The 24131-nt window shown below is 38.8% G+C and carries 10 protein-coding genes; 5 read left to right on the top strand and 5 right to left on the bottom strand.

The features are described 5' to 3' along the window. Positions 1 to 154 precede the first annotated feature (154 nt). The 3 genes from SVZ03_15465 to SVZ03_15475 form a co-directional block, all read right to left on the bottom strand. On the bottom strand, positions 155 to 5710 hold the full coding sequence (locus SVZ03_15465) for an Ig-like domain-containing protein (protein ID MDY6935608.1): 5556 nt from the start codon (positions 5708 to 5710) through the stop codon (positions 155 to 157). A gap of 82 nt (positions 5711 to 5792) precedes the next feature. Further along, a complete protein-coding gene (locus tag SVZ03_15470) occupies positions 5793 to 6437 on the bottom strand; it encodes a hypothetical protein (GenBank protein MDY6935609.1) in 645 nt (214 codons plus the stop codon). A gap of 364 nt (positions 6438 to 6801) precedes the next feature. Continuing rightward, positions 6802 to 7620 (bottom strand): CoA pyrophosphatase, encoded by an 819-nt coding sequence (locus SVZ03_15475; protein ID MDY6935610.1) that lies wholly within the window; start codon positions 7618 to 7620, stop codon positions 6802 to 6804. Positions 7621 to 8265: 645 nt separating this feature from the next. Here SVZ03_15475 and SVZ03_15480 point away from each other — a divergent pair. Then, the gene (locus SVZ03_15480) at positions 8266 to 9429 is read left to right on the top strand and encodes an MFS transporter (GenBank protein ID MDY6935611.1); all 1164 of its coding nucleotides are present in this window, start codon (positions 8266 to 8268) and stop codon (positions 9427 to 9429) included. A gap of 70 nt (positions 9430 to 9499) precedes the next feature. Here the strand turns inward: SVZ03_15480 and elbB are convergent, their stop codons facing one another. After that, positions 9500 to 10174, bottom strand: a complete 675-nt coding sequence (elbB, locus tag SVZ03_15485; protein ID MDY6935612.1) for an isoprenoid biosynthesis glyoxalase ElbB — start codon at positions 10172 to 10174, stop codon at positions 9500 to 9502. A gap of 311 nt (positions 10175 to 10485) precedes the next feature. On the opposite strand from elbB, the gene SVZ03_15490 reads away from it, so the two are divergent. The 4 genes from SVZ03_15490 to SVZ03_15505 all read left to right on the top strand — a co-directional run bounded on the left by SVZ03_15490 (position 10486) and on the right by SVZ03_15505 (position 22981). Continuing rightward, on the top strand, positions 10486 to 13308 hold the full coding sequence (locus SVZ03_15490) for a hypothetical protein (GenBank protein MDY6935613.1): 2823 nt from the start codon (positions 10486 to 10488) through the stop codon (positions 13306 to 13308). Next, entirely contained in the window at positions 13308 to 13922 is a 615-nt protein-coding gene (locus tag SVZ03_15495) for a DUF1318 domain-containing protein (protein ID MDY6935614.1), read from the top strand. Before SVZ03_15490 ends, SVZ03_15495 begins: the two co-directional genes overlap by 1 nt. Further along, the gene (locus SVZ03_15500; protein MDY6935615.1) at positions 13919 to 21841 is read left to right on the top strand and encodes a tetratricopeptide repeat protein; all 7923 of its coding nucleotides are present in this window, start codon (positions 13919 to 13921) and stop codon (positions 21839 to 21841) included. Before SVZ03_15495 ends, SVZ03_15500 begins: the two co-directional genes overlap by 4 nt. Before the next feature lie 63 nt (positions 21842 to 21904). Then, positions 21905 to 22981, top strand: coding sequence for a FecR domain-containing protein (locus tag SVZ03_15505; GenBank protein MDY6935616.1), 1077 nt, complete (start codon positions 21905 to 21907; stop codon positions 22979 to 22981). A 423-nt stretch (positions 22982 to 23404) separates the two neighbouring features. On the opposite strand, the gene SVZ03_15510 is transcribed toward SVZ03_15505, so the two are convergent. Continuing rightward, complete coding sequence (locus SVZ03_15510) at positions 23405 to 24115, bottom strand: IS630 family transposase (protein ID MDY6935617.1); 711 nt, start codon at positions 24113 to 24115, stop codon at positions 23405 to 23407. Positions 24116 to 24131 lie beyond the last annotated feature (16 nt).

Genomic DNA, 24131 nt, shown 5'->3' on the forward strand with positions numbered 1-24131 from the left:
TAATCCGCTTAGCAGAGAACAGGAAATGCTGACGGTTGCCATATGGAAAAAAAAAATAAATTGAAGATGACAAAGATATGCGAGAGGTTTTACCCTCTCGCATAATGATAAAATAGATTGAAGGGATTAATATCAAATTCTTGCCGCTTTCCGACTAATTGTTCTTTTGACGATAAACAGCCACCGGAGTCCCGCTTTTGCCAGCGCAGATATAGATAAAGTAATCAGCGCCCTGTTGGATGGAAATTGCCGAGAATATATTTTTCATATCAGCCGGATTGCCAAGGCCGTTTGTGCCTACTCGTTCAAAATCATCCTCAGTTGTGGGGTTGGCCACATTGGTACGATAAACTTGTATGCCATCAATCGGATTATCATACCCGATGTAGAGATAGCTGCCATTTGCAACAACCATTGACAATGTGCGGTTTTCATTATCACCGAGGTTTGTAATGCCATCCATTATGCTGCTTAAACCGTCAATCAATTCCCAATCGTCAGATTCGCATGTTTCGTTTTCAGGATATACATCTCCTCCAGCCGTAGGGTCGCATTTCCATAACTGAGCTTCCCTGTTATCATCGGTTCCATCATTACACCCGGGAATGATATGCACATCTTCATCTCTTGTATCTGTACCAGATGTTGTGCATGTTGTTCTGGTAACATAGAGCCTGCCATTGTATTCAGCCCATTGAGCAAAGGCGCGATCTCCCGCTATTAGATCGTAAATCTTTGGCAATTCAACAGAAAACCTTGAATTGCCATTATTCCATACAGGCAATACGCTTGTATAATTAAAGGTATAAGAGAGGGTAGTGTTATAATTCTTTGGATAATCGTGCGGTGATTCTAATCCTGGTGAACTATCTATCTCAAAGCCTGTTGATGTAATTGCTTTTACTTGGGTTACTGCATAGCCCCAAGCTCGTGTAGCAAAGATACCCCCATTATCATCCAAACGTATCTTGACAACATTACCTGGTACTGTAATCGTTTCCCCTGCCAGATCATCCTGAGCAAACCAATATTGCGTGCCGCTTCTAAATGGATTCTCAATGGCATTATCGTTTATATCATAGATATAGATCTTGTCATCGCTGTTAGACATATAAAGCTCGGTGTTGGGATCAAAGGTTACCTCCAGTCTCTCCCTTGGCGTGATCTCTACCCAATCAGATGGGCAGTCTGCATATCCATTGTCAATATATGTGCATGGCATCGGATTGCTGCTATTGGACCGTATAATACCGCCATCGCGATTAGTAAAATTATGTCCGCCATTGGCTAAATAGATATGGTCATTAAAAATGAACATAGAGTCAACACCGATATAATAACCATAGTTAGCATGCATAAGATCTATGTTGCCTCCGAAAAAATCCATTCCATTGATAAAAATTCTTTCACCCTTATCACCATTAGTTGCATCACAATTGTCTGGTGTTGCACAATATGTTGCGTCATCTGAATTAAAGCTAACCCGTCCAAAATCAGGGGCATTTGTTGTGCCTGTATCATTGCGCTTTGCCAAACCTATATATGTTCTCGAATCCATTATTACCGCGCTTTGAAGCCCTGCTGTAACAGTACCGGTTATATCCCCTAAATCGACATAACTAAAATTCAGATTAGTGTCAGTGTCCATTGTATAGTAATAATAATCAAAATAGGGATTTTCTCCATATCTTTCAGGCGTCCTTGCGCCGCCGAATAACATTATCTCTGAGGAGTCCATAACTGTGGAAATGAATACGCCCCTGCCGTCCTCATTGTCCGGGCCGCAGCCATCGGTTTTATCAGAGCTGTTTTCAATGCAACCTGAATGGCCTATGGTAACATAAGGAGGGGCAGAGCCACTAACGCTGCTGTCATTGCTGTGAACATCCGATCCATCGGTATCCTGAGAAAATTCGAAGGAAATATTTACAGGATTTGTGCCGTCAGGCTCAAATCTGACAGCCCCATTCCCATTCTTATTTGGGCCGATGTATACCTTGTCTTCATAGGAGGTCACATATCCGAAATCGCTGCCATCGCCTAAGGGATCGCATGAGATTGGCCCTTCGTCAAAGGAATCGACAGAGTCCCCGCATCCAGTCCAGAAGACCCTATCATTAGGAGCTGATTGCAAGGTCTCAGTTGGGGAGATGCCAGTGGTTGTAATAACATTAGAGCCATTATCAAAACCATCTCCATCTATCCCGTTTGCTCCAATAACAAGATAACTCACTCCATTCTGATCCTCTCCATTTATGTTTGAGATAGTCACTTCATTCTCTTTGCCGATGCCACCCCTCACAGCGGTGTCGATATCGCCTAAATCATTAGGACCCTTAAATTTATAGTTTGCAATATTTTCACCACTGTCCGCACCGAATCCGCTCATTACAGGCTTGTTAAATATTACAGCCATTGACTTCAATGTGAGACAGGTGCCAGCTACCATCTTGAGCTGCTCATTGCCAAGAAATGTTCCAAACTTGGGATTTATTATGAGCACCCCATCATCCTGATCCATGATATCCTCATCAACCTCCAATTTGTAGGTCACCTCAGGGCATTGTGGAGCATCGGTCGTCAATTCATACACAGCGCCATCTGCATCCTTTTGGGTAACATCAATGAGATTGATATCCGCGCATCCAAAGGGATCATTCTCCTCGCTTAGGGTGTAATTCCCGACCTCTAAAGCTTGAGTTGTGTTTACTGGCTCGGAATAAATTATTCGCAACTTCGTGTCACCGGTAGCAAAAACACTGAGGACATAAGGAGAAATTGCCCCTGATAATTCTACTTGATTGTAAGAGGCTACTGGATTATCCTCGATATCATATATTGAATCTACAGCAGCAGAGATTCGGTCAACATATATATCATTATTTGTCAAATTTGTGTCTAAGATAACTGAGATTATACTATCGCATCCATTGGAATCGAGAATTCCGCAGATAAAGCTTGCATCGTCACCACTGTTGTTATCATAGAGAAAGTCCAATGTTTCAAAAGTCTCATCGCAAATCCCTCCAGCGCTGCCATCAGCATCTACAGGCTCGCTGAAATTGATCGATAAAACATCGGTGCCTGTCACCCCGCTTGCTGAAGTGATAATCGGTGAGGCGCCATCAGACTCAGCTATGTCAATTGTGTTTATTTGTGCAATCTCATTGCCAACTGCATCAATGAGCTGGGGTGAGCTGCTGCTGCTTATATCCGGTTTGTCGCCAGTATCATATATATCTGAACCCTCTAATTCATCGAATTTGATATATAAAACATTGTCGTTCGCTATATCGCTTTCAGGTGCTGAGGTGCCATGAGAGAGTATCACATTGTCATGTCCAAGGATAAACCAATCAGATTGATTGTCACCTGCGTTGTTTGCTATATAACCAGGGAAGGAGCTGTCTATTATCGTTTCTGAAAATGTGAGTTTGTAATAATCTATCTTTCCATTATTATCAGTATCCATTGTTAAGGACTCAGTGACGAAAGGTAAAACTCCATCAATAATCAAATCACTTCCATTCGCGATCGTTTCCTTCCCAGAAAGGGAGAGATTGGCGTCATTGCCGGCATCATCCCTAAGCACGGCTGTGGCATCAAGTGCGATTGCTATTGAATCCAGATCACTGCTCTCATCGCCTAATCCGACAGAATAAATCCCTGTAAAGGTGTCAGTTGGAAAACCGCTGGAAGTAATTGAAATCATATCTGATGTATCAAGAAGGATATTCATCACACCATCTGTTAATGTCACAATCTCGTTCATGGTAACAGTTATATTGATATTTTGTCCTATTCCATAGGCTCCATTCAATGTTGTGGAGGTAATGGCTGCTATGCTTGGAGCTGTTGCATCCCACGTGAAATTGATGTCATCATATGCGCTGTTTCCGGCTGCATCCATCACAGTTAATCTGATCGTATAATCTCCATCCATATCTGCGCTAATTATCGTATCTTCCATAGCAGGATCCCCAAAGACAATATTTCCCGGACCATTCTCCTTCGTCCATGCAAAACTCGCTATACCGCTTCCGGTTCCGTCTGTACTCGCATTCTGCATCATCGGTGCGTTTGTAATCTGATCAACTCCAGCATCAACCGCAGGATCAGCGGTGTCCCATGTGAAGTTGATGTCATCATATGCGCTGTTTCCGGCTGCATCCATCGCAGTTAATCTAATGACATAATCACCATCCGCATCTGCGTTAATCATTGTATCCTCTGCATTAGCATCGCTAAAAATAATATTCCCTAGCCCGCTCTCCTTTGACCAAGTAAAACCCGCTATACCACTTCCTGTTCCGTCTGTGCTCGCATCCTGGTTCGACGCAGTGTTAGTCGTTTGATCAACCCCTGCGTCTACTATTGGCGATGTTGCATCATAATTGATGCTGAACTGTAATGCTTCAGCATTTGGATTTCCCGCAATATCATGCGCTGCGCCTGAAGCCACGTCAACTGTCACAACGCCATCACTACTTGGAGTAATATCTGCTGAGTATTGACTCTGAGATAAAGAATTAAAATTATTGGATATGCCATTGCCAACTACAATATCGCTAATGTCAAAATCACTGACATCTTCAGTAAACTCAATCATTATCGTAAATGGCGATGTGTTGGTTGGATTTAACTCAGGTGATGATATTGTCACTGTCGGCATTGTGCTGTTATATGTGATCGCAAACTGATTTGAGGCTATGTTCAGATTTCCGGCATCATCTTGCGCCTTGCCTGCCGGCAGATCAATTGTGACAGCTCCATCTACAATTGGTGTTATCATAGCTGTAAACTGTCTTTCAGAAAACACAGTAAGATTACTTGCAGTTCCATTGCCAATGACAAAGTCATTAATTTCAAATCCTAATACATCCTCACTAAAGTCGATTGTTACAGGGAATGAGCTGTTAGTTGGATCTGATTGAGATGTGGAAATTGCTACCGTCGGCGGTATGCTGTCATATATGATTATGAAGGGCGATTCTGAGTCATCACCTTCAGATGAGTCCTTGGCTTTCTCATTGCCATTTCCAGCTAAATCATGAGCCACGGCTGCAGCAACGCTAACCATAACAGATCCCTCACCCGCCGGCGTTATCTCCGCTGTGTACTGACTTTCGGATAAGGATATTAAATTATCAACCACGCCATTATCAACTACTATATCATTCAGTTCAAAGCCATAAACGCCTTCGCTAAAACTAACAGCTATTATAAATGAGCTGTTAATTGGCCCTGATTCTACTGATCCTATTGTTGCTGTTGGTCTTGTGCCGTCATATATTATCACATACCGTTCACCGGCCTTATTGCCATTGCCCATCAGGTCATGTGCAACAGACTCATCTACATCAATTGTCACAGGACCATCGCTTTCAGGCGTTATCTCTAGTGTGTATTGGCTTGGTGAAATTGAAGTGAAATTATCAGTTGCGCCATTATCAACTTTAATATCATCTGCTTCAAATCCTATGACAGCCTCGCTAAAAACAATTGTCACAATAAAGGGGGATAAATTAATGGGGCTACGAGATACAGATGATGTTATCTCCACAGTTGGTTGAATGATATCCGAATTAATTCTTTTATATTTATCCCTCTCATCAATATAGCTATTGAACACATCACCGTTACAATGCACAAGAACAAGGGATAATATGATAAGGATAATGTTTAATATACTTTTTTGAAATCCGTTCATTATTTACTCTCCTTAATTATTATCTTTTTTTAATATAATTTTGTTGTTAAATATTAATTCAAGTTGCTCTCTTAATGGAATTTTATAACCTCATTCCAACAAATATTGAGGCATCCAGGGCTTTAGCGCTCTTGCTCTCTAAATAGTAGTAATGCTTTACTTCAACACCACTGATATATCTTTTATAAATGCTCTTCATAAAGGCAATCCCAAGGGTTGGGGTTAAATCCAAGGATGATTTTCCATAATCAACATTTGAAAAAACTTGTCTTGATTTAACATGCGTTAATCCAACCCCCACCTTTAATTCAACGGTCAGGATCGGGATATAGGGAATACAATAAGTAATTGAGGGGATGCCCCATATAAATCGTATTTGGCCATCATAATCCTTATCCTCAATTTCAGCATATCCTAGTTCAAATTCTACTCCAATTGAATCCCAATAAATACCATGATACTGGGCAAATCCCTTTAGGGATATCCCTGGTTTCATAATATTCCCAACATCGCCCAATGCCTTATAATATCCACTGCTTATTCCTACCTGAAAAAGCGTAATCTCATTTGGATTATCCAAATTGTTTTCATTGATTGATTCAGATAATACTTCATCCTGCTTTAAAGGGGATACCATTTCAGCTTTAACATCCTTATTCTGCATCATAATAACAAAGGTTAAAAATATGATTGTCATACCTACTAGTATTAATTTTTTACTCTTCATAAATTACCATCCTTATGTTTTAATACCAACAGTCATGTGCACCATTATAAAATATAAAAAAAAGTAATCCCCGGCAAATTAATGTATAATAAATCCTTTTATTTATAATAAACTAATTAATTCTGATTGATGGATTTGCCTCACTATGCTTATTGCCGATGATATTAAAATTTGTATATCTGGTTTGATGTCTATGGAAAATGATTTGAAGGTTTTACATACCAGAGTGACAACATCACCCGAACAGGTTAACAGAAGCATTTGATAGTTTATGAAAGTCAATACAACATGAGGTTGGGTAAGGAAGGTAACCTATATGATTTTCATAATATTGATTTTGTGCTAGGTCGCTATTACGGAATATTTATAATAATCCGGCAAAGTATCCCTTGTCTAATTTTTTATGAACTAATGGAAGTGATAGTAAATCAGGTGGTTGGAAATTGAATGCTAACTCTAAAAATATTGTCACAACCCTATAGGTGGCTCCCCAAAGAATCTCTGTCTCATTTTGGTCTATATGCACAAAGCAAGGATAATCTTCAGAAAGCATAGTCATCTCACTTACAAGTTTTGGATCAATATCCAATCTCATTCTCGCATAATAATCTGGATTTAATAGATCTTCCAATGGTACATAGATTACCCTCTCTACCTCCCAGTTTGGGAAAAATCTTTTTTGACATGAAATCCAGCCTATCATTGGATACATTACCCTGCGAGCCATATAGAGGTCCTGTGATGGCAGTGGCCCAAGAAACCTCACACCGAATGGATTCAAACGCATCTCTTCAAAACATTCTCTAAGGCAGGTAGCAAAGAGAAGTGACATCTGTTTCGCTTCTTGTGGATAACTACTGTGACACCGTGACCAGTAAGGCCAACGGGCTAGGGGAAATCCTGGCCAAGGCAATATGCTTGCTATATAAGAATCCAAACGATGAGACAAGCTTCCCCCAGGACAACAGAGGTCGCCAGCTTGTCTAACACTTCGGGATCTCTTATTTAATATTAAACATGGCCTTTCCATTTCCTTTCGTAATCCTAAGAGTAACAAAACTGCGGTTGAGTTCTTCAAATCCGATGGCTTATTGGTAAATATCTCTTCGAATCGATTACTTGTGTAATTAATGCGTAATATGTGTTCAAATAGAGCAGTGCTGTCCTTTAATAAATCATGCATATGCGTTTTGATTTCCTTTTGTTGAAAGATATCGGATTGCGATACAACTAAATCAAGAATTTAGTCCATAATGTAATCGATGAAATGAATGCATCATAACAATATCCCATCTGATTTATTATGATGTTACAAATCTGTTGTAATATACGAAATGGCGTTTAATATTGAAAAGCCTGACTTCGCCTTTAGGATTGCAGCAAAGAATAAATCACCTGTCTTGGATGTATCCGCTGTATGCAGGAGACAGAGAAGGTTTTTCATAGATTAGTCATTAACTATGTCTCTGTATATGCTTCAGAATACATTACCAAAATGAGATGAATTGATTTTTTACAATATTATTTATTATCCAGAATATGTTTAATGAATCAATAATATAAGAGATGATGAAATTGTGTCAAGTTGTATAAACCTACATCCAGAATATGAATTTGTCAATCAAGGGGATCAATAATTTTTTGTATCATTATCGGAGTAGCATCTTTCTCTTTCTGTATGTATAAATAATTGTCTTATGATGATATTATTCAATTTATATCTCATCAAAAACATTACATTTTTACTTCTTTTATTATTTTGCCTTGACATTCTCTTTATTTTTATAGGTCTCTTACCTAACGATTTACTCATAATAAAAGGTGCTGTATGGACAAAAAAATTTTTAGCGTTCTATTCTTCTCCATTTTTTCAGCTATTTTAGGCGTTGGTATAGTGGTGCCCTTTCTGCCAGTATATGCTCACGATCTTGGAGCCAGCGGAGTCTATATAGCCCTTATCTTCGGGGCATTTTCCCTTTCTAGGGCCTTTTTCTTGCCATATTTCGGAAGATTATCAGATATCAAGGGTCGCAAGCCATTTATTATGAGCGGTCTCTTAATCTATGCATTGGTATCCATCGCCTTCTTCTTCTCTGAGGATATAAACTCGTTAATAATTATTCGTTTTATACAGGGAATCGGGTCAGCCATGGTCCTGCCAGTTACACATGCGTATATAGGGGAGATAACCCCGCCCGGCAGGGAGGGCTTTGCAATGGGCCTATTCAACATATCGTTATATGGCGGACTTAGCCTTGGCCCCTTAGCAGGCGGAATAATAAAAGACAGGTTTAATATTCAGGTTACATTCGGTTTTATGGGTATTTTTGCATTAATTGCCCTCATATTATGCATTTCAATGCTTCCATCCAGATCATCCGAGAAGCATTCACTTCGACGCGGGAAACCGCAAACATACCGCAATCTATTAAAGGATAAGTTAATTACAAGTCTGTTTATCTTCAGGATGTGTTACACAACCTGTATCGGTATTGTATGGTCATTCCTACCTGTTTTGGCTGATGGCGAATTCGCGCTTTCCAGTTTTTTAATTGGGGTTCTTGTAATGATAGGGGTTCTTATTAGCGGATTATTGCAGACCCCCATGGGCTATTTAGCAGACAGGGTTGATAAAAGGAATCTGATAATAATCGGCGGTTTGCTTACAGCAGTAGCTATCTTTTCACTTGAATTTGCCAATGGATTTTGGGACATGTTGTTCTCCAATATCGCCTATGGTCTTGGGGGAGGCATTGCCATGCCTGCGCTAATGGCAATCAGTGTGGTAAAAGGGAATCAGATGGGTTCAATGGGTTCGATAATGGCACTCTTGACTCTGGGGCATACGATAGGGATGTTTTCCGGCTCTCTGTTTGCCGGCATCATGATGGATTTATTCGGTCTTCATGTTGTATTTTATTCAGGAGCTATTATTATGCTGCTGGGTGTCGGGATATTTTATACACTTATGATGAGAGAAGAGATCAATTGATGTTGCTTCATGGGAGAACCATAAACATTAGTTCTCCCATGAAGATTATAACTTATTGCTGGTTGATCATTTATTTTGTCATCTTCAAAACCTTCTCCACGCATTTTTCAATTCCTTTAGCAACATGGGCAATTGATGGCCCCAGCATGTAGGCAGGTGTGGTAACAATCTTATTAGATTCATCGACCGCAATATCATCCACTGCGCATACAATATGTTTTGCTCCCATCTCCTCGATTGCCCCGGCTGTTGCTTGATCATTGCCGATTGTAATCTGTGGATTATGTTTGCCCAACACCTTCGCGGCAAGGACAGGGGCGATGCACAAAAAGGCTAGAGGTTTTTTGGCCTTATGCATCTCTGTGATGAGACGTTCGACATCTGGATTAACCTTACAGTCCTTTCCCTCTAAGGCAAATGTGCATAGATTCTTTGCTGCTCCGAATCCGCCCGGAAAGATCAATGCATCTATATCGCCTGCCTTTATATCCTTAATATCCTTAATATCACCACGGGCTATCCTTGAAGACTCAAGTAGAATTCTTCTCTTTTCCCCTGAGACAGACTCGTTGTTCATATGATTAATAACATCTTTTTGATCAGCATCAGGAGCCATGTTAATAATTTGAGCTTGTGCTCTATCAAGTGCGAGCAGAGTAATGGTGGCCTCATGGATTTCACTACCGTCAAAAACTCCACAACCAGATAAAACGACTCCAACCTTAACATTTGGATACTTTTTCATTTTTCCCCCTCCATCTTGTTTGGTGCAAGAGGCTACTGATAGTAAAAGAGCAAGTAATATAAAGTGAATAATTTGGATTAACCACTTCATCCAGAGCCTCCCTTTATATTTAATTATTCTTTTTTGTACATGAATTGTATAATAAAAAAAGATTTGTCAACAAAAAAACGATCAATTAGTATCTCCTATTATCACACTTAAGGGGCTATTGGAGTCTTCTTTATTTCTGGTGTGAGCAATTAAGTTTCCAACCTAATTCGATGTAAGGGAGTAGTGGAGAGGATAAGACCAAGCATGAATAGGTTGGAGATATGGATTTGCTGAGGAATAAAAAAGTGAGTATAAATGTAGATGTGAAGGCGTTGTCACTTAGAATATTTTTTAGGATATTAAGGATTGTGCTTTTATGGATACCGGCAACAATAATCATACTGATAATCATAATTCTTCTTGCCTTAAAGTTTTACCTTTCACCCAAAAGGGTAGAAGGTCTAATAGTGTCAAATTTCAACAAACATTCATATGGCGACATATCATTAAAGGTTAGGGAATTCAGCCCTTATGGTGGTTTCCTGATCGAAAATATTTTAATCAGAAACGGGGAAGAATTCAGTCATACGAAGTTTTTGGAGATTGAAAGTCTTGTCTTAAGATATGGATTCTTCTCAATGCTCATTGGGGATATCCGGTTTGATGAGATTGGCATATATAAACCAAGGATATATTTAACAGAGAAAAATGGTATTTGGAACCCTGCCCGTCTGATGAAACCAGGGGAGGAAAAACCTGAAAAAGAGGAAGAAGAAAAAATTGAAAAACTTCATGATAAGGGCGCTCCTTTGGATGAGATCAATCTGCCAATATCAATTGAATTTCTATTTAAATTTATACTGAAAGATCTCAGGCTATATGTTAAGGGGGAGGGGCTCCATTCGTCCATTGAGGGATTGACCCTTGATGTGGATTTATGGTTGCCTCCATTTAAGCGAATCCCGATGTCCTTGGATGTTGTTTCGCTAATAAACAGAATGAGCCTACAATTAAATCCAAAGGGTGAAATGGATGTGTCCTTTTATTCAAACGATGCTAAGCTGAATCATCCGCTTATTTTAACATGGAAATTGATCTTTGGCAGAGGGGAAGAGAAAGAGCCAACATTTTCAAGCCTTTTTGTATGCGGTGTAAATAGAGCCCCTGTTCGATATAAGAAGATCCTTCTAACGCCGCTTAATCTTTTAATTTCCTATGACATCTTTTACCATCCGGTAAGGGATTATCTAAGATTAAATCATCTTAATATTTCATTCCATGATAAGAAGTGGTTCAATCTTGAAGGCGTAATCAGGGATATAACAAAAAATCAAGAGATTGATATAAGGATGACCGAGAGCATAATCCATCTCGACGATTTATATCCCTATTATCGGAGTATCACCGGAGACAGAATTACACGATTCAATGGCGATATTTCAATTTTTCCATTTACTATTAGTGGTAATCCCTCAAATCTGGATATTGATGGCAATGTAAATCTTAGGAGGATATGGTATAAAAATCTATCCATGGAGGCGACGATTCCACAGCTTGTAATTCCCATATCTCTACATAAAAGGATGAATGATATGGAGATAGCCGTGGGATTACGAATGCCACACCTCCTTTATTCCTTGGAGAGGAATAAAGGAGGTGATAACGGACTAGCGATGGGTTTGAATATATCATCATACAATAACTTTAAAGAGGTCTCGATAAATAAGTTTGATCTCAGATTTTATAATCCGGTAGATGAGAGGAATGCGCTCCATGTTGCCCTTGAAGGAGATATAAACCTAAAGCGCGGTATCTCAGGAAGAATAAGCTTATCAAGGTTTACTTTCCTAAAAGAGCCCCTTCTTGGCATGCTTCCAGGTAATATTAAGACCTCACTTGATTCTGTTCCCTTGAATAAGCCTGTGGACATGAATATGAATGTTAATTTATCTATGAAAAGCGGCACAACTGAAGCGGATATGGATATGCTTATAAAAATACCAGATTTTGACATTAATGATTTAAGGATTAGCGTGGATATTATTCAGGATGACAAGGAGAAAAAAATTGTGTTGAATCGGTTTAACATAGCAAGCAAGTCCAGGGGGCTAAGCATTAGTGCAAATGGCGCTGCAGATATTGGAAGATCCCCTTTTTCAGATTCCGACCTTAATCTTCAGGTGAAGATCGATTCCCCTAAAATGAAGCCTGTATACGGACCATGGGAGACATCAGGGCTCATTCAGCTTGCAGCCCATATGAGTGGGGATTTGATGACTGGCAGGGCTAAGGGTTCATTGCAGATAGACAATTTGTTTGTAAAGAATGAAGAGGAGATGATATCGGTGGAGGATCTGAATTTCAACTTCCCCTTTGAATACTATTTTACCCCAGAGAACAAGGGTGTGTCCAGAATACTCCTTGATAAGAGTCAGATAATTGATAACGAAAATTTCAAGGAGAGAGAAAATTTTACCATTAAATCGATCAAGGCTAAACATCCGGCAAGGGAGATGTCTTTTGAATATCTCAAAGACTTTGCTGCAACCATGTTTTTCAGGAATAACACCTTTGAGATTGTAAAGCTAAAGGCATATGTTCTCGATGGATCCCTGTATGGGAGGGATATTCTCTTCAATCTTGCAGATATGAAGCTTGAGAATATGGAGTATAGATTGATCCTGGATGTGCCCAATGTGGATATTGGAAAGCTGGACGATCCCGATCCTCACCATAAAAAGCGAGATGCGGAGCTATCGCTAAATGCGAATTTTGTGGGCAGGGGTGTTGATTTCAGCAAGGAGCTTAACATGAAGGGTTACATCAATATCTATAAGATTGGAGAAAAGTTTGCAAACCGTCTTCTCAAGGGGCTTAATACTGAGAAGGGCAAATCCAAACTTGGCATGGCTCAATTTGTCGTGGATAACTCAATGGATGTTGAGGGATTTAATTTCAATCTTGATAAGGGTCTGATGTATCCAACTGTAACTTTTTCGAGAAAGGCGATAGGATTTCTCTTCGGCATTGAGAATAATCGTGTTAAATATGACAGAATGCCTATTCAGGAATATTTGAGAAGCGTTTCAAAGGGAGATAAATAATGAATTCTTTAAGAATATATATCGTTTCGTTTTTCCTTTCTTCATTCATATTCTCAGGGTGTTCCTCTAATATCCCTATACTAAGGGATATTCCGAGCTGCTGTCTAATATCCCCCCCGGATATTCATCTTACTGGGGAAAAGACAGTGGTTGAACGTCAGATTGTAGGTGAATATAGAGAACTCGAGAAGGATGCATGGGTAATCTCATCAGTAAAAACCAATATTCAAAAATCAAAGGGTACTTACATCGCCGGGGGTGATAGGCAGATATTACTGGCGCTGAAGATAAGGGAATTTCATGAGGACAAGATCAGGGGATATAAAGGCGAGGGTGCAATTGGAGAGAAGAATAATGGCTTCGTCAAATATATGCGAAATCCTAAATATGATGGAGACAGGAATTTAAAGACTATTCTTACAAGGGTTATTAATGAGGAGAACAGGGCTAGGAAAATCATCTTTGCGAGAACCCTAAAAAGGTCAGGAATAAAAGAGCCAAGCGAGAAAGAGATAGAGGCCTTTGGCAGAATTTTTGCAGAGGAGCAAAGAGCGCTTGCAAAAAAGAATGATCTTATCCAGAACAATTCTGGGAAATGGATTAGAAAGAGATGAAGATAAAAAGCATATTTAAGTTTCTGTTGCTTCTGATTATACCTATCACCATTGCTTGTGATGAGAAGATGAAGCATGATATTCTATTCAATTATTACAAGATACTCAAAAAGGAATACAAGTTTGTTGGAAAGATTGTACCTGTTACTATTGGGCAGTCAATAGAGATAGATGGAGTCTTTACAAGGGATGGATCATATTTTTTCTATTCCTCAGACAGGGAAAGAGGGAATTATGATATATATCTGAGATCCCTGACAGATATAACCACGGTGAGAATTACGAGTCATGCGTCAAAGGACATATCCCCTGCTATCTCTCCCAATGGGAAATATCTTGCCTTCATTTCTCAGAGGGAGGATCCTGAGGGTGATATATATGTTGTAAAGGTTAAACCAAAAAGGATTATTGAGGATGCCAAGAAAACTAAAACAGAAGTGCCATCCCTTGATCCATTCGTAAATAATATAACCCAGTTTCAGGACCCAGCATCAAAGACCATTAAGATAATTAAAGACGCTTCTCCGACATGGTCGCCGGACAGCAATAGTATTGCTTTCTCCTCAGTAAGGGATGGATTGGAAAACATTTGGCTGATACATCGAAAGGGGAAGAATCTGATACAGATTACCAAAAAAGGAGGCATGTACCCGCGCTTTTCTGAGGATGGCAGGTCTATTATCTATATTTCTTATAGGAACAAGAAAAGCAATGGGGATGTATATATTAAGGATCTTGCCACAGGAAAGGAGAGAAGGGTAACTGATACCGGATGGATTGAACTATACCCATCATTTCTGGGAAATAGTGATGAAATAATCTATACGCTTATCGACAGGGATACGAATAATGATGGCAAGATTGATCTACAGGATAACTCTACCATCTATTATAAGAATCTAGGTTTGGGTGAGGAATACCCCCTTACCCTATACTCAACATCCTCCTTTGCTCCAAGATGGTCCCATCTCTTTAATCTGCCTGATAAGAAGGATTATGAGGAGGTGGTAGTCTTTTCCGATCAGGTTGGACAGAATATAAATCTCAATATTATTCCTAAAGATGGCATCATCCCAAATCGTGGAAGCGCCAGCAGACAATACAATCTGGCGGGTAGATATCTTGATGAGTATGATGATATGGAAAGGTATCTCTTCTGCCTTGAAAGGGTTTATCACTTCTTCGGAAGGAGAAAGGATGTCGATTCGATTATCTTTGTTTCAAAGGCTCTATTGGATGCGGCAAAAAAATATAAAGAATTGGGTAACCTTGAAAAGGCAGAGGGGTTGAAATCCCTCTTAATGTCATTATCAAGGAACAAAAATGATTTCAGATATATCACATCGCAATATCTTGAGAATATCCTTTCCGGAAAGTCTGCCCAAGGGATACTGTTAAACACGATTGAGAGGCTTGGGAATGACAAGAAGGGGGGAGGCTATATTCCCTATCTCATGGAGGAGCTTGGCGATGAGTATTATAGACTTGGAAGAAGAGAGGATGCAGTTCGGACTTATAGCAAGATCAATAAAGAATATCCCAAATATAAGAGAGCGCTGCATATACATTTGAGATTGGGAAGTTTAACCTACAAATCCCTTCAAAGGGAGATCTCTCCTTCATTGCTTAAAGTCTTGGGGTCATCTAATATTGACCTAAAGAATGAGACAATCAACAGATTGATATTCATCTTTGACAAAGAGAAAAACCCGAGAAGGAGGATTTCTATTGCTCAGGGGATGCTAAAGAGATATGGGGATAAAAAAAATCTCCCCGCATTGATCGAATTTATCCTGGGGAAAACCTACATGGAGATGGGTGATTTAAGGAGTGCGGCGTCACATCTTCATGAGTCCCTGGATCTTGTCAGAAGGGTTGACCTTTTATTCTACAAATCAAATTATCTTTTGGGACGTATTGCAGAGAGGGAGAAGGGACTCATTGATGCAGAAAGGCATTATTTTCAGATAGCGAGATGGTATCAACTGCGGTGGAAGCAGTCGAGCATTACTGCTGTGGTTAATAAACTGATAGAATACTATGAGGAGAGTGGTGAAAGAGCCGAGATCTCAGGCAATTTTTACGAGGCGATGATGCTATATAAGAGGTATGTTGAGATTTTAACATATCTTCATTTGATAAAGAGATTTGAGGATATATATAATGAGCAAGCGGCTAGAGCGCATGTGTTATACATTGATGCCTATTCCTCATGGAAGGGGGAGGATGTTAGCAGGCTGAGAGAATTAGAGAAGGAATATCTTAAAAGATTGCCGATAGCCAGAATGGATTTCGATAAGGCTCACATCTATGGTTTGGGATACATTTACACAAAGATGGCGTTGTCGCATGACGATGGAGGTTTTTCGCTTATATCAGGGATAAGGGGCATTGTGAAAAGCGATATAGATGGGATGATGGATAATTTCAGTAAGGCAATAGATCAGATTGAATGGGCGCTCTTTATCGATGATACCTTTATTGATCCATATATTCTGAAGGGATGGATATATCAATTTGTGGATTTGCAAAGGGTAATGGATGAGAAGAAGACAGGGGGGAAGAATGGTGAGATGTTTAGCGAATTCTTTCCCGAATATCTCTGGGAGAGCAATATCTCAATCTATGAGAAGGCTTTGAATACCTGCGATGAGGCTATGTATCCTGAGAAGGAGGGGAACCTGCACCTAAACATAGCCAATACATATTTTTTACTTACAAACTACCCAAAAGCGCTTCATCATTATGAGCTTGTGAAAAAGTTCAAGGGGAGTTTTAACTCAAAGGTTGAGGAGGCTCTCCTATACTATCACTTGGGGTATTGTTATTGGCAGGAAGACCAGATTGCCAGGGCACGTGAGGAGATGCGCAGGACTCTCTATATCTATGAAACCCTTGCCTCGGGCAAGATCAGGAGATACAGGATTCAGATATTTCCCCTATATAGATTTTTTGCTCTCTTTAGCAGAACAGAGGGAAGATATGATGATGCAATAAAATGGTATAATAAAATCCTAAAACATTCAGAAGCATATAAAATTGAGATCGATAGAGCCAGATACATGCAGGAGATCGCATATTGTTATAAGGCAATGGGTCAAGTTGAAGATTCTCTATTTTTTTTAAAAAATGCTGAAGCGCTTTTAAAACACTATAAGGATGATGAGAGGGGGTATAAATTGAGATGGAGGATTTTCGGATTCGGCCCCCTTCATTTCTGGGATCTTGGCCCTGATAACGCTATTATAGGAGAGAATAAGATATACACTGAATTGGATACACTCAGTAAGAGGCTTTTAAATCTATCCCTCAGGTTGGACATCTCTCTTGACAAAGGGGAATACTATAAGGCTATTGAGTATTATGAAAGGAGGCTCAGTCTTCTAAAAGGCAGGGATAATGAGGTAGATCATGAGATGAAGATAAAGGCCTTGAACAATATCGGGTATTGCTATTTTAGGTTGAGTAGATATGTTGAAGCCAGGGAATATTTTAATAGAGCGTGGGACTACGCAGCTGATTCTGATGTGGATAACCAGGAGGGCATATTTACCTCTATTATGAACATGTCCAACCTTTATGCATTTCTATTAGAGAACAATATCGAATCTTTAGAGGAGCCCATTAGGGAGATTGAGCTATTAACATCTAGGATCAGCGAGTATAGGACAAATTATGAAAAGAAGAGATTTAACCAGGAGCTGGATATATTAATAGACCTTGCGAAGGCGCAGGGAAGAGGGGTAAGGGATGAGGAGATAGAGACAATTAGAAATAGGATATCCAAGGATGGAGCGGCTAAATACCATAAGCTGAACATCGTTATGGGAATGCTCAAGTACCTTAAGGCAGAGATGTTGTTTAATAGAGGGATTGATATAGCTGCTGATACGAAGAGGAAACGGATTGAAGGCTCATTAAAAATCCTCAGGATAAATAGGAACATATTCAATCTATATAGGGATGCAACAAAAAGGTTTGAGAATGCGCTAATGCAGGCTGATGAGAAACAATCGAAAAGGCTGAGGTTAAAGCTGTTGCTGAGCCTGTCGGTCTGTCAGGAAAGGATTGGATTCCTGGATGAGGCCCTTGAGTCTTTATTTAGGGCCAAGGAAATTGGTGAAAACTATATGTACAAGGACCTCCTTTGGCGTGTCCACTATAGGTTAGCCGGTTTTATGGAAAAACATGGGATGGAGATTGAGGGCGAGGGCTTTAGAGAAATAGCTGAAGAATATTACAGGAAGGCCGCGGGTATTGTTGAGGATATTCCATATTTTTTCACTGAAAGCATATACAGGGTTAAAGACCTATATGATGACTATATTGGTCTTTTGATGGATAAAAAAAATTGGGACCGGGTTTTAGCGCTTTCAGAAAAGAGGTATGCGATATTAAGATTATTTGCCGTTGTCCGATCCTCGCCTGGATTTCATAATGATATGGACAGGGAGTATTTCTCAGTTTACTTGGGAATTGTGAAGGAAATTAATTCCCTACAGAATAATATCTCAGGAGTATTGGAGAAAGGCGACCCCCCCAACTCAAAAAGGATTTTGAATATCACAAGTGAGTTACAGAAAAAGAGAAGAGAGTATTCTGATTTTGTGAAAACCCTTCAAAAGGAAAGGCCGCTATTTGCCTCATTTATATCCATATCTGAGAGTGAAATCCCTGAGTATGATGATAATGTTGTGATATATAAATTTATTGAGAGGAATGGCGAGTATTATGCTTGGAGGATCATCACTGGCAGATTCGAGTTTAGAAGGCTAACCGCAGAGGCAAGCGGCTCTGTGCCCAATATGATTTCCAAATTTTTAGGCGAAGATGAGAGGGAGCGGCGCCATAGATTCATTGTTCTGAATGAGGCATCCCTAAAACTGTTTAGAGAGTTTGGTAACAGAATGGATATTCCTCCATTTATGTTTGCGCCATCAGTTGATAGAGTCAAATACTTCCTGTCATCAAATAATATTTCCATGGGAAGCCTCTACTATAACGGAAGGGGGTTGAAGGGGAGATTATCGAAACTATCCGATTTTAAAAATATCAGTGTGATAGAAAGGGATGATGGGAAGCTTGAATTATCAAGCTACTCGATACTAGTTGATCAAAGAGATGAATTAAATCCCTTCCTTCTCTTTACAAAAAGGCTTGAACCCACCCTAATCGTAAAAGGGATAAGCGATATTGATTTAGACTATATAAATCTTTTAATTGAATCATCTCTATACTCTGGTGTTAATACCATATGTCTTTTCATTGACATGAATTTGGATTCGGTTTCTAAGGCATTGCAGATTTCACTGAGACAGCCACTTGATGAGACACAAAAAGAGCTTGGGCCTGTTAGCAATGTAATGGCCCTAGGATTTAAGGGTTTTGAGAAAACAGATAGATACCAGGGATTGCTTGAGGTTAAGGATCGGGAGTATAATAAATTTCTTCAGGAATTGAAAAACGGGGATGTTGCACGGGCGGGAATGCATCTAAACAGATGGCGTGGGTATGGTGATGGGAAGACTAATGAGGAGATATTATATTATTTAGGTCTTGCGGAAGTTCAAGCATTGAAGGGCGAGTTAGAAAATTCGCATACCCATTTAATCAAGGCTCTGCAATTGTCCAGGGACATATCCTCTGATTTATATACGAGAGCCCTATCATATAGGATTTTACTTCTTTTACAAAGCGGCGCTATTGCCAGTGCTAAAGCATTAATAAATGAGAGTGATGATCTTCCTGGTTTTTCTAATTCTATTGACTGCTCCATTTATGAATCGATAATAGCTCTAGCTATTGATGGAATAGAACCGCATGCTGATGAGTTTGGCAATGCAGGTTTTAGGGGTGTTTCGTTTATCCCAATCAATAAACTAAGGTTATTGCTAGCGGAGTATCTATATCTCTTTGAATACATGGGAAAGGCCAGGGAAGTGCTATCTCATTGGGTAAAAGATTATCCTGAATCGGATCAAAAGATTTTGAAAGCAGGATGCATGATGGGCAAACCCACTGATTCGCTACCATTCTCCAAAAGAGCAAAGGCTATTGTTAGCCTTCAGGGGGATGCTATGAAGATGGAGGATTTGGGGAATAGAGCCATAATACTAGCTGAAGGGGATGGCAAGTATGATTACTTCTCTCCATATCCAGTCATGTATACATTAAGGATACTTTTGAATAATAACAATTTCAAGGCAGCGCTATCATTTATTAATAATATAAACATCAATGAGATTTATGATAATTCATTATGGATGGATGTGATTCCACTTCTCTCAATCATTAAGAGGATATACCTCTCGGAAGAGAGATACGAGGATGTGCTAAGCATGGAAAAGATGATAGAGATGCTATCACATAGACTAGGCATATCTTCCCTTTTAAAGAATGTTCTTTATGATGAGGGAGTGAATTTATCACTACTTGGCAGAGATAGGGAATCTTACCAAGCAGCTATTAGGGGAATAGAGTTAACAAATAAAGAAGATAACCTCTTTTTAAAGTATCAGCTTCTCTTGATGGAGAATGAGATGCGGCTTGGTAAGATTGATGAGGCCCTTGCAAGGGGAGAGGGGATAAAATCGAATTATGATAATGAATATCCCTTTGTTCTTGATCTATTATTGTCACGAATAGAATTGTTGAAGATTTTAAAGGAGGGAAAGGTCTCTGAACATGAATGGGAAAGGGTGGAAGCCCTCATTATAAGGGCATTGGATCTTTTGGACAGAAATCCAGGTATGTTAAAGGAGTTTAATAGAATAGACTTAATATCTGAGTGTCTGGATTTTCTGATATCCTATAAGATGAGCAGGATGGATTATTTGAAGGCCTTAGTGTATGCTGAGGTCAAGAAGCAGATTTATGTCAGGTTGAAAATGCCTGTGAAGGCTTCACCAATGATCCCTAAAGGGATAAAAGAGGAGTTTAGGAATATGGTTGAGGAAGATAGGGGGGAAAGGTTTATAGGCCTTCTGCAGAGATACCCGGGATTACAGCTAAACTCCTTAATCAAGATGCTCCCTGTGGAGGAATATCAAAAAAAAATGCCAGAGGACTTCATAACGCTATATCTTGTAAAGAATGGTATGGATATACTTGCTTGGATTATTACAAAATCATTTATTGAACCCTTGAGAATTAAACAAGGGTATAGGGATGTTAGCAAGATTTTACCAAGATATAGGGAGCGCCTAACTAAATTTGAGAATACAGTGAAAATATCTGAGGAGTTGTTCAGCATTTTCAAGCCCATCAGCAAATACTACCAGGGAAAGGGTGGTATTATATTTATTACTGATAAGGAGCTTGAACAAGTGCCTTTTGAGATTATGGGGGAAAAGACTTTATTGGTGGAATCCCACAGTATTGTCTATATTTCATCAATAATTTCTGCGCTTAGAAGCTACAAATCCAGGAACAGGATAGTAAGTATATTGAATTTGCAGCAAAGAGATATATTTTATGAGCTTGAAGAGGTGGCAATTAAAGAATCGGGAATTAACTATAGAATAACTGACTCCGTTAACAGCGGAATTGCGCACATTCAGCATCCACTTTTATATAATTCAATGAGGGGAGAGTTTTATTTTGGAGATAAATTAATCAATAGCCTACTTGCAGGGGTTGAGATAGTCTATATTCCATCGATTGATTTTACCCATCGAGTGAGTTGCTCCAAATTTGCAATTGCAAGCTCCCAGGAGGGTGTAAGAGGATTGATAATAAATGATGCTGAACTACATGATGTTAATAATGCGATATTTATCGATAACTTGTACAGTGAAATAAATAGAGAATCGAGCCTAATTAGAGCCTTTGAACACGCCAAATACTCAATAAGAGCCAATAATCGATATAAACATCCAGCGTATTGGGCAGGTATAAGGCTCTATTTAAATGGCTTATAAAATTGACTTGAAAATAATCTTCTAATTTACTATAGTAATTACAAATATTATGGAGGACAACTCATGTTAATATTCAAAATCTTTAATATAAGGAAAATTTTTACTTATTTAATCATGTTTTTTGTTTTTATTGTACTATTCTCTGTTTCAGGATTTTCCCTTGAAATTTCATTTCTTGTTGGAAAGGTTGATCTCATCAGAAACGGCAAGAAAATTGGGGCTGGTATAGGCATACAGGTTGTTTCAGGGGATATGATAATTACAGGAAAGGGGGGATTGGTCGTTTTATCTTATACCGATGGCAGTGAAATAAAAGTATTTGAGACCAGCAAGATTAGGATCGGCAGTAAGAATATCAGGTATTCTGATAACCCCTCAGTGATTTCTGGTGTTGTGAGGGGTAAATTTGCAAAATTATTAAAGGGTTCAGAGCGCAAAGTATATTCTCCAACTACTGTCTGTTCAGTCAGAGGGACAGATTTTCTTGTCGGTGTGAGCGATGGAATCGATTCTAAAGTAGAGTTGAGCGAAGGGACGCTTGATCTTTATAATCCCTATGGGAATGTAAACCTAAAGGGGAAACAAAATGCTGACATAGGAGTGGCGGATGTCCCCAGGAAAAAGACCGGAAGAGGAATGCCAATCAAAGTCTGGAAAAATCAGAGGGATGAGGAATTCATCAGGGATCCTGAAAGCAAGAGTAATAAACTGAATTCTTATATTGAATTTTTTAATACCAGAAGCGCAGATATTACGGATGACATCGTTTTTTTTGATAAAAATCAGACTAACGCGCAAACAATGGAAAAGAAGCGGTTAGAAGAAACAAATATTGAGCTTGAGGATCTGCAAATCAGTGTGACAGATGATATGATTCTTAATGAGGGAACAAATTCATCCCTTGATAACATTTTAAATAAATTTCAAAAGGATAAGGGAGAAATTTACAATACCTTTTTAGGTATCAAAGAGGAATCAAATAAGGTACTTGAGCAGCAACGAAGAAATTACGAAGCAATAAAGAGTGTCAGAGAAGCATACCAAAAGGCGTATAATGATATTATAGGAAAGCATAAAGACTATATGAATAAGTTGAAGGGAGGCTTCAATAAGAGTGATTATATTCCAAAGAAGGAATAGATAACTAAAAACACTAACACTAGCAAGTTTGAAGCTTAAGCGAATGCCCTATCCACTGTGAATTGACTTTCAATGTTTTAAGGAGAGAGATGTAAAGGATTCATTTGATAAACAGCAACAGCTATTGTAGCAACAGCGCGAAAAATCGCAGTTATTTATTATAACATGTTAAAATATGGACAATGGTATCATGATTATGGATGTGAACATTATAAACAACAATATATACCCAAACGATTTTGGTTTACGAAAGATTTAAACAAGAGCTTTACCAGTAATTTCAAAGTTTTCAGTTAATCTTGATCTCAATTCGCTTTCATACTCGTGAAAATTATTAAGGAAATGAAAGCAAGCATTTTTAAATTCAAGGAAAGTATCATAATATTTATTGTAATGAATAACCTTATGAAGCAATTTCCACAATCATTCAATTAGGTTCAAGTTTGGTGAGTATGGTGGCAAAAAAACTGTCACGATCTTTGAATTTTTTACATAACCTTTTACTAATTTTGAACGGTAGTAACGAGCATTATCGATAATAACAAAAGGCTGTTCTGCTAATGGATTTGCTTCTTCAATTTGTTGAAATAACGCAATAGTAGATTCTGAATTAATACGTTCGTCTTCCCAATGAATAAAATTGAAATCTTCAATATTTATTGCGCCATTTATATTGATACATTTTCTACCTGTATTGCTTGGGATTTCTTTTGTTGTTCCTTTTTTTATCCAGCCATTAGCAGGCATGGAATTATGTTGAGGATGAACACCATCCATAAAATATATACGATCGTGTTCACCTTTAAGATCTTTGATCTTTTTATATATCTCGTTAATAAATTTTTCTTGTACCAAAGGATTCGCTTTGCCTGGAACACGTTTTGTTTTCTTGTATACAAAACCAAGTCTATGAAGTAATGAAACGATACTTTTCGGACTATATACTATGTTAAATGTTTCTTTGACATATTCGACAATACTTTTAGCATCTGAATAAATACTATTTTCTAAATGTTTGCTGAGCTCAGCTTGTTGACCTTGAGATAAATAACTGGATTTACCTTTATAATTGTTCTTAAGTAAGGTTTCCTGAAAAAGTCGAAAGTCCTGAAGAGTTGAAATTTTTTGTGACATAATGTTTGCATTAAGT

It is taken from the genome of Spirochaetota bacterium (assembly GCA_034190085.1).
Taxonomy (GTDB): Bacteria; Spirochaetota; UBA4802; order UBA4802; family JAFGDQ01; genus JAXHTS01.

Bases quoted from the DNA above. Each gene is read 5' to 3' on its own strand.
- SVZ03_15465 (MDY6935608.1), bottom strand. From the start codon at position 5,710: ATGAACGGATTTCAAAAAAGTATATTAAACATTATCCTTATCATATTA.
- SVZ03_15470 (MDY6935609.1), bottom strand. From the start codon at position 6,437: ATGAAGAGTAAAAAATTAATACTAGTAGGTATGACAATCATATTTTTA.
- SVZ03_15475 (MDY6935610.1), bottom strand. From the start codon at position 7,620: ATGCATGATTTATTAAAGGACAGCACTGCTCTATTTGAACACATATTA.
- SVZ03_15480 (MDY6935611.1), top strand. From the start codon at position 8,266: ATGGACAAAAAAATTTTTAGCGTTCTATTCTTCTCCATTTTTTCAGCT.
- elbB (MDY6935612.1), bottom strand. From the start codon at position 10,174: ATGAAAAAGTATCCAAATGTTAAGGTTGGAGTCGTTTTATCTGGTTGT.
- SVZ03_15490 (MDY6935613.1), top strand. From the start codon at position 10,486: ATGGATTTGCTGAGGAATAAAAAAGTGAGTATAAATGTAGATGTGAAG.
- SVZ03_15495 (MDY6935614.1), top strand. From the start codon at position 13,308: ATGAATTCTTTAAGAATATATATCGTTTCGTTTTTCCTTTCTTCATTC.
- SVZ03_15500 (MDY6935615.1), top strand. From the start codon at position 13,919: ATGAAGATAAAAAGCATATTTAAGTTTCTGTTGCTTCTGATTATACCT.
- SVZ03_15505 (MDY6935616.1), top strand. From the start codon at position 21,905: ATGTTAATATTCAAAATCTTTAATATAAGGAAAATTTTTACTTATTTA.
- SVZ03_15510 (MDY6935617.1), bottom strand. From the start codon at position 24,115: ATGTCACAAAAAATTTCAACTCTTCAGGACTTTCGACTTTTTCAGGAA.